This is a genomic window from Streptomyces sp. ISL-43, from assembly GCF_018614195.1.
Classification (GTDB): domain Bacteria; phylum Actinomycetota; class Actinomycetes; order Streptomycetales; family Streptomycetaceae; genus Streptomyces.
This window is the reverse complement of sequence record NZ_JAGGOT010000115.1, coordinates 1-16,644: the sequence shown is the minus strand read 5'-3', so window position 1 is coordinate 16,644 and position 16,644 is coordinate 1. Positions and strand designations below refer to the sequence as shown.

Below are 16,644 nucleotides of genomic sequence, written 5' to 3'. Positions count from 1 at the left end.
GCTGTGCGGATCGTGGCCGAGTCGGGTCGGCCGATCGCGCAGGTCGCGCTGGAGCTCGGGATCAATGTGGCTGCGCCATCTTGAAGTGGCTGGTCAGCAGGGGTGGCGTGACCCCGTTTCGGGGTGCTCGTGCTGGTCGTGGGCGGCAGTCTGGGGTGTAGATCGTCCGGCGGGGTGGTTTTGCCGATGAGTTCACCGTCCTCGAACGGTCTACCCAGCGACACGACCGTTCTCGACAGGAGTGCTATGTCCACCATCCAGCCAGTGATCATCACTGCCGACCAAGACGTCCTGGTCGGCTTCTATACGAAATTGTTCGGCGCCGAGGAGATCTTCCGGGTACCGGCGGAAGGCCCGGCCTTCTACCTCGGCTTGCGCATCGGCGACACCGACCTCGGGCTGGTGGCCAAGACGAACCCGGGGACCGGGGCGGCACCGCGGATCCTGCTCAGCATCGGTGTCGACGACGTCGACGAGATGCTCGGCCGGGTGACGGCGCTGGGCGGCTCGGTCCGCGGCGGCCCCAACGACATGCCGTGGGGACAGCGCGTCGCCCACATCCAGGACCCCGACGGCAACCCGGTGAACCTCACCCAGCCGATCCCGGCTCAGTGACGCTGTTTCGGGTGCTTGTGCTGGTCGCGGGCTGCGTGCGGTAGAGATCAATTTCCTGTAGTGGCCTCGATGTTCGTCAGTACGAGCAGCGCGCGAAGCAGGTGGGTGGCGCGGGCGGGGTCAGTGCGGAGCTTGGTGAGGATCCGCCAGTTCTTCAGGTGGGCGAACCCGCGCTCGACGGGCGCGCGTCCGGCGGCCAGAACCCGGTTCGCCGTCTTCTGCCCGGGGGTGAGCTTGCGGTAGCGGGTGGCCTTGAAACCGGTCACGATGACCAGGTCATCGGGGTCGTCGGGCTTGTCCACGCCGAGGAAGCCCAGGTCGGCGAGCGCGCCGAGGCCGGCTGCCTTGAGATGTTCGACGAGATGGTCGTGGCGGGCGGCGGTGGCGTCGTGGGTGCGGCCGGGCCGCGCGGCGGAGATCCAGATCAGGCGGCCCCTCTCGTCGGGCAGGGCGAGGAAGTGCAGGCCGTGACGGTGGTGCTTGCCGGAATCATCTCGTCGCGCCAGCGGCGGACGGTGGACTCGGCGATGTTGTTGCCGCCGGCCATGTCGGTCAGGCGCTGATCGTGGCGGAGCACGGCCAGGACGATCACCGCGATCTTCCCCGGCGGCAGCGACCGCCAGCGCGAACCTATCGATTTCAGGTGACGCCGCAGCAGGCCGGCGAGGTGGTTGACGGTGCTCGTGGACAGCGGCAGACGGCACTGGTAGACAAGGGACACGGTGTCCCCGATGTGCTCTTCGGTTTTGCTCACACATTCCCAACGAGCCCCGGGGGCACCGCAGTTACGTCCGCCCGGGGAACTGCGGGTCACGGGCGGACGGTGAACCGCCCGTCGGGACGCTTGTGCAGCCAGCCGCGATCGGCCAGTTTCGTCAGCTTCCCGCGCAGCGGCTCCAGCTTGCCCCGCACCCCGGTGTCCAGCCCGAGCGCCTCGCCCACCTGCCGGACCATGACCGGCCCGCCAGCAGCGCGGACGGAAGCGAGAATGCGCTGGTACTCCGGCGGGAGCGCGGTCTCGGCCATCTCCGGGGCGCGGTGCGGGATCAGCAGCACCCCCTTCCCGCCCACCTGCGCGACAGCCGGCGCCGTCGCGGCCCGTTCGGCGGCGACCTGCTCGCCCATCCGGGCCAGGACCCGCTCCGCCGCCGCCAGGTCCTCGCGTTCGGCCCGTACCTCGGCCAACTGCTTGACCAGCTGTTCTTCCAGATCGTCCAACTCCGCGCGGCGTACCGCGATCCGCTCCTGCACCTCGGGATCCACCATGCGCCGGATCGTAGGGAGGAGAACGAGGCGGCGGACCGGAACAGGCGAACCGCCCTGCCCGACGATCTACATGCTGGACACTGCCCCACCACCAGCCCGAGCAGCCTCACCCGCCATCACACCAGAGGCCCTGACCAGCCAGAATCAAGATGGCGGAGCTTCAGTGTGTGCATCGCGTGGCCGGTGGAGAAGCGACATGCATGCACCATGCGCACTCGTGACACTCAGCTGCTTCACCAGGCTGTAGTCCCGCAGCCCCGGCGCGTCTGATGCGTCCGCCCGGCCCGCAGCTCCTCCCGCCGGGCCACCAGCTCCGGGATCCCAGCGCACGGTCGAGCGCTACCTCACCGGGAAGCTGAAGCGGCCCCGCAAGGAGCTCGCCGCCCGCCGCACCACCGAGGTCCGAAAGCGCTGGCAGCCGCAGATCCGCGCCAAGGCCAAGAAGGCCGCCGCCACCAACACCGGACTGCTGCCGCACTCCGGCGTTGAACCCGAACCGAGCCCGGGCATGGACAACTACACAGCCGGCCTCGGCCGCAGCCCGTCGGCGCGCAGGGATCAGCGGCTGCCAGCGGGCCCGCACGAGTTCCGCGATCCGGTCCGGCCCGCCGGCGGTCCGGCGGGGCAGCTGGCGGGGACACGCCATGGTCATCGCCGTATCCCCGTCTGGCCTGGACCGGCTGGACCAGGTGGCGATGCGTTCTGGGCTTCCTGGGTTGAAGGACGAGCCCGGTTCTGGATGGGGCCGGCTGGGAGTCAGATGCCTCCCAGCGTGGGCCTCCAGCCTGGCGCATAATCCTAGTCGCACTGTGGGGAGTGGGGGGTACGTGGGATCAGCGGGTTCAAGAAGTGAAGGCATGGCTTCTGCTGAGAGGTTCGAGTGGTTCTGTGATGAGGTGTCGAGCCACGTCATGCCTGTGAGCCTCAGCACCAGCCATCCGTCCGACTTTCACGCAGACGTCGCCGACCTGGAGCTCGGTTCCGTACGACTGTCGGCGCTCACATTCTCCCCAGTGCTGTCGCGCCGTACGCCGGCTCATGTGCGTAGGGGCGATCCTGAGCAGTTTCAGCTGGCGCTGGTCACACGAGGCGCCTTCCGGGTGGCCCAGCGGAGCCACGAGTCGCTTGTCGCAGGGGACATGGTTCTGACGGACACCTCGCGTCCAAGCGAAGGGGCAAGCATTGACGGGCAGTCCACGGTGGCCATTCTGCAGGTTCCCCGTTCGATCCTGCCGCTGCGGCACGACAAGGTAGAAGGCCTCCTCGGGCAGCGCATTCGCGGCGACAGGGGAACAGGTGCGATCCTCGGCGGCTTTCTGAGCACCTTGGTCGCTCAGGGCCCGAGCTGTCAGCCGACGGAGCTTGTCAGTGTGGGGTCCGTAGCTCTGGAGCTGGCGACCGCCTGCCTGGCGCAGCAGCTCGGCACCCCCGACGCGGCGCCGGCCGAGGTTCGCGCCCAGGAAATGCTTCAGCGGGTCACCCGTTTCATCGAAAACAACCTGGGCAACCCAGACCTGACGCCCCAAGCGATCGCGGACCGGCACAACATCTCCCTGCGCTCCCTCTACTCCCTCTTCAGTGACCAGCCCGTCAGCGTGGCGGCCTACATCCGCCAGGGCCGACTGGAACGTGCACGCGCCGAACTCGGGCGCCCGGAGTCGGGTGGCCATCCCGTGCAGACAATCGCGGTCCGCTGGGGCTTCTCCAGTGCCACCGCGTTCAGCCGGATGTTCCGCGACGTGTACGGGATGACTCCCTCCGAATACCGGGCGGCCGTCCCGCGATGCGAGGTTGCACGCAGTGTTGAGGAGTCGTGCACTCCACGCACAGCACGGACCACTGGGCGCGCATAGTTTCGAAGAGGCGGGCGGAACGCCGCAGCTTTGACTTGTTGTTGGCCGGTCAGTGCCGGTCATGAGGGAGCGTTTCGTGGGTTTTAGTGATGAAGATGCGGGAGGAAAGCATCGGCTCTTTGCGTAGCGTGGCGTGGCAGCCTTCGCCGCCGACGAAGGCGAGCTGGGTAGTTCGAGGAGGCGGCGACCTGTCGGTGACGAATTTCCGCCAGGGTCTCACGCCGTAAGGTCATGAGCATGAAAATCACCTTTCAGTGTGTCCTCACATTCGATGCCGAGCCCCTGATCTGCTTTCTGACCAGTGAGACGTGGCCGTTTCACACTGTCAGCGAGGTGGACCGCGAGACGGCTTGCCAGTGGATTGCTGCGGGACGCTTCCAGAGCGTGGAGAACAGAAGTTTCTGGATCGTCGCTGATGAGGAAACGGTAGGGCTGGTCCGTCTCATGGATATAGGGGATGACACTCCCCTTTTCGACTTGCGGATCAGGTCCAGCCATCGGAATCGCGGCATCGGCGCCCAGGCCTTGACCTGGCTGACGCAGTACCTGTTCAAACAGTTCCCCGAGGTGCGGCGCATCGAGGGCACTACCCGTCAGGACAATCACTCGATGCGGCGTCTTTTCCTGCGCTGCGGCTACGTAAAGGAAGCGCACTACCGGGAGGCCTGGCCAGCAGCGGACGGTACGGTGCACGACACGGTCGGTTACGCCAAGCTACGTCGCGACTGGCTGGCCGGGACGGTAACAGATCTGCAATGGAATGACTAAGGGCTGTCCCGTAATCCCCGGCGGGCGCACGACGCCAGCTACGTCACCTCGCCGCGTTGTCGGAACGCCTGAATACGCCCAGTATGGGGGCGCCCCTCCGCCTTGCGATGCACCGCATCTGACGCCGTGCGCTGATCCCAGCCCTTAGCTTTTTTGAGTTAGTTTTATTGTGAAAGTGTCACACATGCGCGGAATGCAGAATTCCGAGACAATCCGCCCTTGATTTTCTCGTAAGGCCTGTCGTACGCTCGCTGAGACCCGCCAACAACACCACTTTGGAGGCAATCATGTCGGATAGCGTTGCAGGAAACTCTCAGGGGCAGGAATTCCCCGAGGTGCAGGTCCAGGTTTCATCTGTGACCGAGAGGGCGCGCGCAACCTTTGCTAAGACGCATAATCGTGCGGGAGTTCCGGACTTCTCTCAGATGTTCGGTGACTCGGCGAAGTAGCACGTGAATTCTGCGCGTACCGAGGCTCGCCGCTTCGGTACGCGCAGAATTATTTACGCAGCTTGTCCGTTGGTGGACTTGCGTGGTGGAAACAAGTGGGGATTGAGGAAAATTGACGAGACCTGCCTCGGAACTCGGACGGGCGCTTGCGGCTGCATTCGGCCCTGATTTTTTGGTGAGACAACTCAGCAACGAGGTGGTGCTCAAGCACCTCGAGCCAGAACTGCTGCTGCAGCACTTCTCTTGGCGTGACCTCAACGAGATCCTCACCCGCGGCCGCGTGGAGCCCGCGGAACTGAAGCTCTGCGCCGACGGCAGGTCCCTTCCCGAGCACGAGTACATGGTGACCCGCGCGGGGCACCGGGTCGTGGACTTGACGAAGGCCTTCTCGCTGATGCGGTCCGGTGCCAGTCTCATCATCGACTCGCTGGACCGGATCCACCCCGCTGTCCGGTCCGCGACCGACGACATTATGCGGATGGTCGGCGAGACCGCGTCGTGCAACCTCTTCGTCACCTTCGACAACTCGCAGGCCTTCGACAGCCACTTCGACGAGGTGGACACCTTCGTCGTCCAGGTACGCGGCACCAAGCACTGGCAGGTGCACGGGCCATCTGAGGAGCATCCGCTACCGGAGTACGGCGACAGCGATCCGTCCCGCTGCCCGCATTCCGTGTTGTTCGAGAAGACGCTGGAGCCGGGCGACGTGATTCATGTCCCCCGCGGGTGGTGGCACACCGTGCGCGGCGCCGGCGAGTCCAGCCTCCACCTCACCTTCGCGTTCACCCGGCGTACCGGATATGACTGGCTACGCTGGGTGGCTTACAGGGCACTCGGAAACGTTGACGTACGTGAGAGCCTGACCCGGGCCGGGACGCCACAAGAGCAGCAGGCGCAGGCCGAGCGGCTTGCCATGGCCTTCGTGAACGAGGCGAAGGGTCTGACGTTGCAGGACTTCTTCGACGCCGAGCGGCGCCAAGGGGGTGGCCGGGACACCGCCAGCCTGCCTTGGGACGTGCTGAAGGCTCGGCGCCCACCCGCCGAGTCGATGGTAGAGCTGGCCACTGTCATGCCGCCTCTGATCGACGTCAGGCGCGAGAAGGTGGTCCTCACCGCCAATAGCCTGGAGTTCGCCCTCCCAGTCGCTCACCACGCGGCGTGCGAGGTGCTCGTACGTGAACGCCGCATCGGCATCGCGGAACTGGCCGAACGTGCTGACACCTCAGTGGCTGCCGTGGAAGCCCTTGTCTCCGCATTGCTGCGCGCCCGCCTGGTCACCGTCTCCGACGGGCTAGGGGAGCGGGCCGATGCGTGGAGGGCCTCTTGACGGATCGCGCTTTCCGGCCCGGCGCAGGCGCACTCGGGCTGCCTGCTGCGGACCTCGACCTCGTCCTCTCGGGCGCGCTCCCCGCCGACGTGGTGATCATGGGGCTGCCTTTCGACGCGGGGGTGACTGGTGTGCCGGGCCAACGCCACGGGCCGGAGATCTTCCGCAAGCTCTCTCCCACCCACGACTGGAGCACCGACGACGGTGGAGCTCTGGGCGGGCTGATAGACCCGCTGACCGGGGGCTCGGTGCTCGCCGGCCGCCGGGTATTCGACCTCGGTGACCTCGGTGGCGTACCGATCGACCCGCGAGTCGGAAGGTCCACGTACTACCGGACGTTAGCCCGCCTCGCGCAACAGCTTGCCAAGACGGAGACGATCCCCCTGTTCATCGGCGGGGACCATAGCCTTTCCGCCCCGGTCGGAGCCGGGCTGGCAATCGAGCACGGGCCGGTACACATCGTGTGCTTCGACGCCCACTGCGACTTCAGCGCCCGCCCGATGCCCGATCTCGCGGACATCACGCACGGCGACTTCCTCGGCCACCTGTGGCAGACCGGAGCGGCCACGGGGGGTGAGCTGTACGGCGTAAGGACATATCTGCCAGCCGACTGCGGACCATTGCCGCAGAACCTGCACTGCGCTTACGAGTACGGCTTCCCGGAGTCTTCGGAAGGCGTGGACGACAGGCCAACGTATCTCTCGATCGACCTCGATGTGATCGACCCCACGGAGTTCCCGGCGACCGGGCACCCGGAGGCCGGCGGCTACCGCCTGCGGGAGCTGCTTGCAGCGGTGGAACATGTTTGCCGCACGCGGCGCGTGATCGCCGTCGACATCGTGGAGGCACTTCAGGACGATCGCGAGAACCGCGCGACGAGCGCAACGATCTCGGCTCTCGTCATGAGCTGTCTGCGGGCGCTGCTCGACGACCATCAGGGAAGGGTGCAAGGAACATGAGCACGGACACCGCCGGACAGATACAGAGCCGCTTCCTGCAGGATTGGCAGATCGACCTGATCGCGCAGACGGACCGGCCCGAGATCCGGGCACACGGGTCGTCCGCCATCGGTGTCAACTCCGGAGAGCGGGACGTCACAATCCGGGAGCACCGAGGGCTTACCTGGATCTACAAGACATGGGAGAGCGACCGGTATGAGGGACGTTCCCATCTGTACACGCCCGCCACGGGAAGGGTCCACGAGGTCAGCGCGCGGCAGGTAAAACTGCTTCAGGCCGAGATCTGGGAGCCGTCCGACCAGGGTGAGGGAGCGCCGGAGGGCGTCCTGGTCACGCCCACCGACAGCGAGGTCAAGGAACTGGCCCGCATGATTCGACCGTTCGACGGTCCCGGCTGGGAATTCCCCGAGGTACCCGTCGACGCGCACCTCGACACACCGCGGGTGCGCGTGTTGATGCTCAACCCCACCGAACAGTGCAATATCCGCTGCACGTACTGCTACTACGGCGGGGCCTATCCGGGGACCCGCCCGCACCAGACGGCCTCCCCACAGGCAGACATGGTGAAGGCGGCCATAGACCTGTTCGTCACGGGCGAGGAGAAGCTGGAGCCCGCGCAGCGGGCAGTCTATTTTTTCGGCGGGGAACCGCTGATGGCGTTTGACCAGATCCAAGAGGCTGTACTCGTCCTGGAGGAGCGGAAGAAGGAAGTCGGTTCCAGGCTGGAGAACCTCATCATCCAAGTCAACTCCAACGGGATGTTGCTGACTCCGGAGATCGTCGACTTTTTGGTCGAGCACGACATCTACCTCAACATATCCATCGACGGCCCCAACCACGACCGCTACCGGATCGATCGCCGGGGCAAAGGCACCCACGACCGGGTACGCGAGCGGGCGGACTGGCTCGCCGAGAACTGGCCGGACTACTTCTCTTCGCGCGTCGCCTTCATCTGCGTCCTTTCAGCTCCGCTTGACGAGGCCACCCTGTACCAGTACTTCACCGGGTGGTCGACCGCGCTACGCGCGCTGGCCTGGGACTTCGATCTGCTCCTGCCGGGCGGCGAAGAGTCCTATTCGGACTTCCGGCAGATGTTTGCCGAGCAGCGTCGGGTGTGGGATCTTTTCGTGGAGTCCCACCGGCTTCCCTACGACGAGCGCGAGCACTCAGGCCGGTACCGGTTCGCCTTCAGCCACGGCTTCCTGCACCGCTCCTTCCACCGGGCTCTGAACCAGCTGGAGCGGGACGGCAGTCCCCGACTCGGACACCTGCTGGGCGTCCAGCTCGTTCCGGGCAACGAGTATCTCGTGCTCGGTTCGGACGGCACGCTCTACTCGTCGTACGAGTACCAATCCCCGGACTTCGCCGTCGGTCGTACGGACCAGGGTGTCGACCCACTTGCCGGGGTGGAGCAGCTCGGCATGTTCCGCGACGGTGTGCAGGCCGGCTCCTGCCGGACCTGCTGGGCAGCACCCGTTTGCACGGTGACGGTGCCGGAGGTGCCCTTCCGGAAGTCGGACCTCGCCGAGACCGTGCGCGACAAGGTGACAGCCAAGCGGGCGCGCTGCATGTCGGAGCGGGAAAACCTTGAACAGGGCTTGCGTGCACGAGCCGACATCGAGGGTGCGTTCGGGGCCGAGGCGCTGCGAGGGCATCGCGAGGACTGGGCCCGGCAGGAACAGGGGGGCAGCCGCGTTGACTACTTCAACGCCTGACACGGCCGATACGATCGCGCGGCTCTGCGGCGGCCGGCCCGCCGTTCTGCGCGGAGCCGGCCTGGAGTGGCCGGTGTACGCCGCGCTGCAGGAGTCTCGGTTGCGGGAGCTCGACGACCGCCCGGTGGTGGCAGAGGGCCCGGAACGCCAGCCGGTGACCGCATGGTTGACGGAGGTCCTGGACGAACTGCGGGTCGAGCGGCCGCAGGGGCTGTACTTGCGCAATCAGCTCATCTCGGAGTTCGAACCTACGCTGTGGAGCCTAGTCCCGCGGGAGGTCCGTCGGCTGAACTGGCTGTTGGCGCTTCCCGCGGACGCCCGCCCGGACTGGGTGTGGCTGATGATCGGGGGTGCTGGCACCAGCTCTCCCCTGCACGTGGACACGATGGCGAGTGCCGCGTGGAACCTGCTTTGCTCGGGGCGCAAGAAATGGACCTTCCACTCTCCCGCACGCGCAGAGGAGTGGCACCTGCTGCCGCCCGGCTGCTGCACCGCAGGGGCCTGTGACGAGGAGAGCGTCGAGGTGGTCCAGGGGCCGGGGGACATCGTGGTGACGCCCAGCGGATGGGCCCATGAGGTGCACAACGTCACCGGTACGGTCTCCGTCACCGCGAACTTCATCAACCGTTCGAACCTCGACTTCGCCAAGAGGTACTTCGAAGTACTCGGCAAGACGGCGGACCACGAGCTGCTCACGGCGGTCGGCGCGACGTTCGAACGGCTCGGCGCCGGGGGCGTCAGCGGTGCGAGCACGGTTAGCGCTGGGAGCAGCAGCAGGTGAGCGGTGACGCCCTGCCGTTCGCGCTTCCTCCCGTGAGCCTGGGAACCTGGCAGATGTGGGGCCCGGAGGCGAGCCGCGGCGTTCACGAGGCGATCGGCGTCGGCTACCGCTGCATCGACACGGCGACCGGGTATGGAAATGAAGAGGCGGTGGGGGCCGGTATTCGTGCCAGCGGCATCGACCGTGGTGAGGTTCTGATCGTCACCAAGTTCCCCGAGGAGGATGCCGGCAGCGAGCGCGAAACGCTTCTGCGGAGCCTGGACCTGCTCGGCGTGGAGTACCTGGACCTCTGGCTCATCCACGCGCCGCTGGACGCCGACGGTTCCCTGGCCATGTGGGAGCGGTTCGTGGAGGCCAGGGAGGAGGGTTTGGTCCGGGCGATTGGGGTCAGCAACTTCACGCCCGCGCAGGTGGATGAGCTCATCGCGCGCTCCGGCGTCGTTCCTGCTGTGAACCAGGTTGCCTTTGGTCCCCGCTACTACGATCCCGCCCTCCTCGGCCACCACGACGCCCACGGGATCGGAGTCCAGGGCCACAGCCCGTTCAGCGAGAACGACCTGCATCACCCCCTCCTGCGAGCCATCGCTGAGCGGCACGGCTGCAACGTGCACCAGGTTCTCCTGCGATGGCACATCGAACACGGCGTCTCCACCGTGGCCAAGTCGGTCTCCCGCGCGCGTCTGAAGGCAAACCTCAGGGTGGTCGAGCTCTCTCTGGACCCGGACGAGGTGGCCGCGATGGACCGCGTCGGCAACGACGAGTGGAGCAAGGAAACGCTATGAGAGTTCGGCTCGAATCCGTGCACCGCTCCTATCGGGTGCGGCGGCCCGTAGAGACGGGGGGACGCCTCGCCCGTCTCGTCCGCAGGGTCAGCAGTGAGGTGGAGGCGCTCCACGGTATCGATCTTCAGGTCGATGAAGGCGAGACGGTTGGCTACATCGGGCTCAATGGAGCGGGCAAGTCGACCACCATGAAGCTCATCGCCGGTATCCTCACGCCGACCGCCGGTCGGGTCACGGTGGACGGCCGAAATCCTCACCGCGACCGCCGGCGTCTCTCTGCCGAGCTGGGGTATCTCGCGGCACAGCGGGCCAGCCTCTGGTGGGACCTGCCGGTGCAGGACTCCTACGAGCTGATGCGGCGGGTCTACGACATCGAGACGGCGGTCTTTCGACGCCGACGGGACCACCTCGTCTCCCGTCTCGACATCGGCCGATACCTCAATACACCGGTGCGTGAGCTCTCGCTCGGAAACCGGACCCGCGCGGAGCTGGTGGGCACGCTGCTGCACGCTCCACGGCTACTGCTGCTCGACGAGCCGACCATCGGGCTGGACATCTTCGCCCGGGAAGCCATTTGTGATGTGCTCCGCGACGCCCCGCAGGAAATCACGCCGACCATTGTCATGGCCAGCCACGACTTGAGGGACGTGGAGGCGATCTGCGACCGAATCGTTCTGATCGACAACGGACGGCTGGTGCACGACGGGAAGATCGACGAACTGCGCGCTCTCGGTGCGGGCCGTCGCAAGCTCGTCGTGCAGCACTCACCCGGTCACCGGCTGCCGGCCCTGGCTGGCCTGACGCAGGTAGCGGATCAGGCCCGCACGGTCACCACCTACGAGTTTACGCAGGGGGAGGTGCCGGGCGAGTTTCTCGGGACGCTCTTCTCCGACCCACAGGTTGACGACGTACAGATCGAGGCTCCGAGCCTGGAGGACCTCATCAAGGACCTCTACGTCAAAGAGCTCGCTCTGAGGCGTACCTGATGTCGGGCGGACGGCGGGCCTGGCAGACCCAGGTCGCCATCGCCGGGATGCAGGTGAAGCTGGCCTTTCACTACCGGACCAGAGCGTTCGCTCAAGGGGTGGGAGCCCTGCTGCTGATCGGCCTTCAGTGGGCACTGTGGACCGCCGTGTATGCGGGCGGCGACGGCTCCGCACGGGCCGACTGGCTCAGTCTCCACCAGACCGTGATGTATGCGTCGGCCGGCACGGTCTGGGTGCTCTGCGTCCCGGGCCTCGCCCTGGCCCGCCAGTTGGAGACGAAGATCAGGGACGGTCGCATTGTGACCGAACTGCTGATGCCGACCGGGTTCCTGTCCCAGTGGTTCTCTGCCGCCGTCGGCCGTTCGGCCGGTGTGACCGCACTCGTCGGTGTACCAGCCATGCTCGCCGCCGGCCTGCTGCTGTATCCCTTCGGAGTCGATGTCGCCTATGCCGGGCGACTGACGCTCACGGCCGCCATCGGCTTCGTCATCCTCTTCGACTTCAGCTATCTGATCGGGCTCTCCGCCTTCTTCATTCGCCGCGTCGAAGGCCTCAATGAAGTCCGGGAAGCCCTACTGCTCCTGCTCGGCGGCTCGATGATGCCCATCTCGCTCTATCCGAAAGCCTTGCGTGACGCAGTGGTCTGGACTCCGTTCGTCCACGGCTTCTACACCCCGCTCGGCACCCTGGTGCGGGACCCGTTCGTCGATGGCCGAGTCATCGTCATCGGGGCCTGCTGGGCGGTCCTGCTGACGATAGCGAGCGTTTTCTGCACCCGCACCGCCCTACGGAAACTGGTGATTGCCGGTGGCTGAGGCCCTGGCGGATTTGAAGAAGTCCGCTCACATCGCGCTGCTCGCGACCCGGATGAACTTCAGGAGCCACCTGGTGCACCCCGGCGAGGTCCTGCTCGCGAACGTAGGGGCCCTGGTCCAAGCAGTAGCCGGAGCGGTGGTGTTCATGCTGGCCCTCTCTGCGTCAGGTGGCATCCATGGCTGGACGCTCGCCCAGTGGGCGGCGCTGACAGGGTTCACCACCATGGCACGAGCCCTGTGGAACACCGTCTTCTACGGCACCCTCGACATCCCGGAGATGGTGCGCAGCGGTGAGCTCGACCACTATCTGGTGCGACCGACCAGTCCGTTGGTCCTCATCCTGTTCTCGAAGGTCGACACGGACGTGTGGGTCGAGATAGTCATCGGCGCTGGCATGCTGGGGAGCGCCGTCTATGTCAGCGGGGCGGACATCTCCGGGCCCGTTCTTATCTTCATCCCCCTGGCCCTGATCAGTGCGGGGCTCGTCTTCGCAGCCATGCACCTCGCCGTCACCGCACTGTCCTTCTGGCTGCGGCAGGACGCGATGCTGAGCATGCTCATCTGGCGCCTGGACAGCTTCGCGCAACTGCCGATGAGCTTCTACCCGAAGTGGCTGATGGCTGTGTTCTCCTCAGTCGTTCCGTTCGCCTTCGTCGGTTACTACCCCTGCCTCTACGTGCTCGGCAAGACCGACTCACTGTTCGTTTGGATCCTTCCCGTGGTGGGGCCGCTGCTGTTCATTCCGGCGGTCCTTCTGTGGCGACGTGGGATTGACCGCTACTCCAGTACCGGTTCGTAAGGAGCCCTGCCATGAACAACACAGCTGCGTTCGAACGCGACGGATATCTCGTGGCGGACATTTTTTCCGATAACGAAGTGGCAGAGATGAAGAAGATGCTCTCCGGCCTCATCGACACCCCTGTCTCCAAGCATCCCCGGCTTCACATCAACGCCGCCTCCGACAAGCCCCTGCCGCAACTTGATCCCTACAACCCGTACGCAGTATGGAAGATCGTCAACACGCCGCTGGCCGGAGACGACTGGTATGCGCTGATCCACGACGACCGGATCCTCGACGTCGTTGGTGAGCTGCTGGGCCCTGACATCAACTTCCACATGGGATTCGCTCGACTGCGTCCCACGGGGCTGAAGGCCGAGGAGGGCTGGCACCGCGACCTCGACACCGACCAACACACCAGGCCCGAGCTGGTCACGGCACTGATCTACCTAGACGACATGGATGCCGAGGCCGGCACGACACTCATCTGGCCCGGAAGCCATCGCCACCGCGAGCCCGAGCCTGAGCACCACGAGGTCGTGCCCATCCAGACCCGACCGGGGGCAGTTCTGTTCCTGCACTGCCTCACAGTTCACCGGGCCAGCACGAACATGACGGCTCGCCACCGCTCCATCCTCATTCACGAGTACAAGAGTGCGCAGACCGTGGAGCTTACGCCCAACGATGCGGCCTTCGGTGATCTTCCGATGCGCAGAGGAGGGCGGAATCTGAGCCTTCTCTGAGAGGGCGTTTGATCTAGGCGTAATGCCCTTTATCTACTAGTAAGTCCCTCGCCAGGTAGGTGTGGTCTCGTCCGTTATGCGCTTGGCGAGGTTGTCGATCGAGGCAATGTGGATCATGGCCTCGGAGCTGGTGGTGAGGGTCTCGTAGTCGCGGGCGAGGCGGCGGTGCATCATGATCCATCCGATGCTGCGTTCGACCACCCAGCGCCTTTTCACGATGTGGAATCCGCGTTTCTCCGGGTTTCGGTTGACGACTTCGACGTCGATTCCGAGGGTGGCGCCGTGTTCGACGACGGTTTTCTTGAAGCCGGTGTCGACCCAGCTTTTCGCGATGGTCGGGTACGTCTCTTTGGCCTGGTCAAGGAGGCGTACCCCCAGGGCGTTTTCCGAGAAGCTGGCGGCGGTGACGGTCACGGCGAGGATGAGGCCGATCGTGTCGGTCAGGATGCCGCGCTTCCTGCCGACGATCTTCTTGGCGGCATCGGTCCCCTGGCTGGTCAGGGGCACGTTGTTGGAGGTCTTGATGCTCTGGGTGTCGATGACCGAGGCGGTCGGCTCCGCTTGCGCCCCTCCTTCACGCGGGCCAGGGCGGTCAGGTCGTAGTTGAGCTGGATGAAGATTCCCTCGTCGCGCCAGGCGGCGTAGTAGGCGTAAACGGTGCCGTGGTTCGGGAAGTCGTGCGGGAGGTATTTCCAGGGGATTCCGGTGCGGTTGAGATAGACGATCGCGTCGAGCACGTCGCGGAGGTCGACTTTGGCCGGCTGGCCGGTAGGTCTGCGTTCGAGACGGGCATTCCGCCAGGCCGTCAACGTCGGCTCGATCAGGGCCCATCGGGCGTCGGACAGGTCGCTGGGGTACGCCTTGCGCTCGCTCACGGCACAGCGTGATCATGAACATGCTGGAATCTTGCCCTCCGCTGATGATTGGGAGGTTTTGTGGCATCTCTACGTCAGACGGGTTTCCAGGCGAAGAAGCGGACGAGACGGGCAGGAGGGCTCTCGCCCTGCCGGGCGGCATTCTTCATCTACGGGACGAACCGCACCGAAAGGGGCAGTCGCATAAGCCGCGTACCGGCCCTTGCCTGGGTAAACGCCCTCTTAGCTTGTTCTTTATCTTCCGGCCTCGAACGACGTCTCGAACTGAGTCGCTCACCTGGGGATTCAGCGGACGTGGGGGCGGCCTTCGTCTGATCATGTGCTCCGACCAAGGTGCACGTGACCACGACGAAGGCCGTGAAGGTGAGTCTGCTGCCTGATGCTGTCCGGAGGGAAGCGTTCGCGGAGGCGTCACGCTTCCGGGGCGAGTTCTACGAGTGTCTGACCGCCCGGCGCGATGAACTGTTCGAACTGTCCGACGCGATGTTGTGCGCGGACGGTGCGGTGAAGTCCCCGGTGGACTTGACGCTGCTGCCCGAGCATCGTCGTGGACACGGAGCGATGTACGGCGGCTTGAACCACGGCCGGATCGACATGGATCGGCTGCGGACGGTGCTGGCCGGGCTGTCGCTGCCTCGCTTCGACGGTGGGCGCCTGGTGCTGGCGGTCGATGTGTCTCCGTGGCTGCGTTCAGACGCTCCCTGCTCGGCCGAGCGGCTGTTCTGCCACGTCTACGGCCGGGCGAAGACAGCCTCGCAGTTCATCCCGGGCTGGCCCTACTCCTTCGTCGCCGTGCTGGAGCCGGGCGCCACCTCCTGGACCGCGATCCTGGACTCGGTGCGGCTGGGACCGGCGGACGGCGCGACCGCGGTCACCGCCGCCCAGCTGCGAGGAGTCGTCGAAAGACTCATCGCCGCAGGGCAGTGGCAGGACGGCGACCCGGACATCGTGATCGTCAGCGACGCCGGCTACGACGTCACCCGCCTGGCCTGGGTCCTGCGTGACGTGCCCGTCGAGATGGTCGGCCGGATCCGCTCGGACCGTGTCATGCGTCTGCCGAAGCCGCCGAGGACGCACGGCGTCAACGGCCGTCCGCCCAAGCACGGACCAGAGTTCCGCTTCAAGAAGCCGAAGACCTGGCCCGAGCCAGCGATCACCACGTCCACCGATACTGGCAACTACGGCAAGGCCGAAACCCAGGCATGGGACCGGGTCCATCCCCGGCTCACCCACCGCTCGGCCTGGCTCGACCACGAGGGTGAACTTCCCCTGGTTGAAGGCACGTTGATCCGGCTGAAGGTGGAGCACCTGTCGAAGGAACGGGATGCTCCGCCGGTGTGGTTGTGGTCCTCGAAGACCGGCGCCGCCCCTGACGATGTGGACCGTTGCTGGCAGGCATTTCTACGCCGCTTCGATCTGGAGCACACCTTCCGTTTCGCGAAGCAGACCCTGGGCTGGACGACCCCGAAACTTCGCACTCCCGAGGCGGCGGACCGCTGGACCTGGATTCTGATCGTCGCCCACACCCAGCTCCGGCTCGTCCGTCCGCTCGCCGCAGACCTCCGCAGGCCCTGGGAGAAAACCACCGCCTCCGGCCGGCTCACCCCGGCCCGGGTCCGCCGGGGGTTCAGGAACATCCGCGCTCACCTCGCCTGCCCGGCCCGCGTTCCCAAACCGCGAGGCACCGGCCCCGGACGGCCACCCGGATCCAAGAACAAGCAGCGGGCGCCCCGCTACGACGTCGGCAAAACCGTCAAACGCCCCGAGACCCTCAAGGCCATCGGCAAGCCCGGAAGATCTTGGTAGATAAAGAACAAGCTTAGCCGGCCCCTGCCCGCTGGCTGGGACCCAGGGACGGGACCCTAGACAAGATCCGAAAGAGGCGGTCCACCTCCACGGCTTGACGGCTTAACCTCGGCGTTTCGGTTGGGA

The 16,644-nt window shown here is 65.8% G+C and carries 16 protein-coding genes and 1 pseudogene; 13 read left to right on the top strand and 4 right to left on the bottom strand.

The annotated features are described in order from the left end of the window. Nucleotides 1-246 precede the first annotated feature (246 nt). Nucleotides 247-615 (top strand): VOC family protein, encoded by a 369-nt coding sequence (locus J7F03_RS40035; RefSeq protein ID WP_214958137.1) that lies wholly within the window; start codon nt 247-249, stop codon nt 613-615. Nucleotides 616-662: 47 nt separating this feature from the next. Here the strand turns inward: J7F03_RS40035 and J7F03_RS42555 are convergent, their stop codons facing one another. Genes J7F03_RS42555 through J7F03_RS40025 form a run of 3 tightly spaced genes read right to left on the bottom strand, consistent with a single transcriptional unit; the run spans nt 663 to nt 1,881 of the window. Continuing rightward, nucleotides 663-1,079: a transposase family protein gene (locus J7F03_RS42555; protein WP_308380165.1), complete on the bottom strand. Its 417-nt coding sequence runs from the start codon at nt 1,077-1,079 to the stop codon at nt 663-665. After that, nucleotides 1,040-1,369, bottom strand: a complete 330-nt coding sequence (locus tag J7F03_RS42550) for a hypothetical protein (RefSeq protein WP_308380166.1) — start codon at nt 1,367-1,369, stop codon at nt 1,040-1,042. The genes J7F03_RS42555 and J7F03_RS42550 overlap by 40 nt, the downstream gene beginning before the upstream one ends. Before the next feature lie 56 nt (nt 1,370-1,425). Continuing rightward, nucleotides 1,426-1,881, bottom strand: a complete 456-nt coding sequence (locus J7F03_RS40025; protein ID WP_251065546.1) for a hypothetical protein — start codon at nt 1,879-1,881, stop codon at nt 1,426-1,428. An 857-nt stretch (nt 1,882-2,738) separates the two neighbouring features. Here J7F03_RS40025 and J7F03_RS40020 point away from each other — a divergent pair. From J7F03_RS40020 to J7F03_RS39970, 11 genes are all read left to right on the top strand, one after another. After that, a complete protein-coding gene (locus J7F03_RS40020) occupies nt 2,739-3,734 on the top strand; it encodes a helix-turn-helix domain-containing protein (protein ID WP_214958136.1) in 996 nt (331 codons plus the stop codon). Nucleotides 3,735-3,971: 237 nt separating this feature from the next. After that, nucleotides 3,972-4,502: a GNAT family N-acetyltransferase gene (locus J7F03_RS40015; RefSeq protein ID WP_214958135.1), complete on the top strand. Its 531-nt coding sequence runs from the start codon at nt 3,972-3,974 to the stop codon at nt 4,500-4,502. Nucleotides 4,503-5,126: 624 nt separating this feature from the next. Then, nucleotides 5,127-6,278 carry a JmjC domain-containing protein gene (locus J7F03_RS40010; protein WP_308380164.1) on the top strand — a complete coding sequence of 384 codons (1,152 nt, stop codon included), beginning with the start codon at nt 5,127-5,129 and terminating at the stop codon, nt 6,276-6,278. Further along, nucleotides 6,275-7,237 carry an arginase family protein gene (locus J7F03_RS40005; RefSeq protein WP_214958133.1) on the top strand — a complete coding sequence of 321 codons (963 nt, stop codon included), beginning with the start codon at nt 6,275-6,277 and terminating at the stop codon, nt 7,235-7,237. The genes J7F03_RS40010 and J7F03_RS40005 overlap by 4 nt, the downstream gene beginning before the upstream one ends. Continuing rightward, a complete protein-coding gene (locus J7F03_RS40000; RefSeq protein WP_214958132.1) occupies nt 7,234-8,952 on the top strand; it encodes a radical SAM protein in 1,719 nt (572 codons plus the stop codon). The genes J7F03_RS40005 and J7F03_RS40000 overlap by 4 nt, the downstream gene beginning before the upstream one ends. Continuing rightward, entirely contained in the window at nt 8,933-9,733 is an 801-nt protein-coding gene (locus tag J7F03_RS39995) for a transcription factor jumonji (RefSeq protein WP_214958131.1), read from the top strand. Before J7F03_RS40000 ends, J7F03_RS39995 begins: the two co-directional genes overlap by 20 nt. Further along, nucleotides 9,730-10,515: an aldo/keto reductase gene (locus J7F03_RS39990; RefSeq protein ID WP_308380162.1), complete on the top strand. Its 786-nt coding sequence runs from the start codon at nt 9,730-9,732 to the stop codon at nt 10,513-10,515. The genes J7F03_RS39995 and J7F03_RS39990 overlap by 4 nt, the downstream gene beginning before the upstream one ends. Further along, nucleotides 10,512-11,501 carry an ATP-binding cassette domain-containing protein gene (locus J7F03_RS39985; RefSeq protein WP_214958130.1) on the top strand — a complete coding sequence of 330 codons (990 nt, stop codon included), beginning with the start codon at nt 10,512-10,514 and terminating at the stop codon, nt 11,499-11,501. Before J7F03_RS39990 ends, J7F03_RS39985 begins: the two co-directional genes overlap by 4 nt. Next, on the top strand, nt 11,501-12,316 hold the full coding sequence (locus tag J7F03_RS39980; protein ID WP_214958129.1) for a hypothetical protein: 816 nt from the start codon (nt 11,501-11,503) through the stop codon (nt 12,314-12,316). The genes J7F03_RS39985 and J7F03_RS39980 overlap by 1 nt, the downstream gene beginning before the upstream one ends. Continuing rightward, entirely contained in the window at nt 12,309-13,115 is an 807-nt protein-coding gene (locus J7F03_RS39975) for an ABC transporter permease (RefSeq protein WP_214958128.1), read from the top strand. The genes J7F03_RS39980 and J7F03_RS39975 overlap by 8 nt, the downstream gene beginning before the upstream one ends. Before the next feature lie 11 nt (nt 13,116-13,126). Continuing rightward, on the top strand, nt 13,127-13,837 hold the full coding sequence (locus tag J7F03_RS39970) for a phytanoyl-CoA dioxygenase family protein (protein WP_214958127.1): 711 nt from the start codon (nt 13,127-13,129) through the stop codon (nt 13,835-13,837). A gap of 36 nt (nt 13,838-13,873) precedes the next feature. On the opposite strand, the pseudogene J7F03_RS39965 reads toward J7F03_RS39970, so the two are convergent. Continuing rightward, a pseudogene (locus J7F03_RS39965) lies at nt 13,874-14,712 on the bottom strand (IS5 family transposase). Between the two features lie 363 nt (nt 14,713-15,075). Here J7F03_RS39965 and J7F03_RS39960 point away from each other — a divergent pair. Continuing rightward, entirely contained in the window at nt 15,076-16,518 is a 1,443-nt protein-coding gene (locus J7F03_RS39960) for an NF041680 family putative transposase (protein ID WP_214958138.1), read from the top strand. The last annotated feature ends 126 nt before the right edge of the window (nt 16,519-16,644 follow it).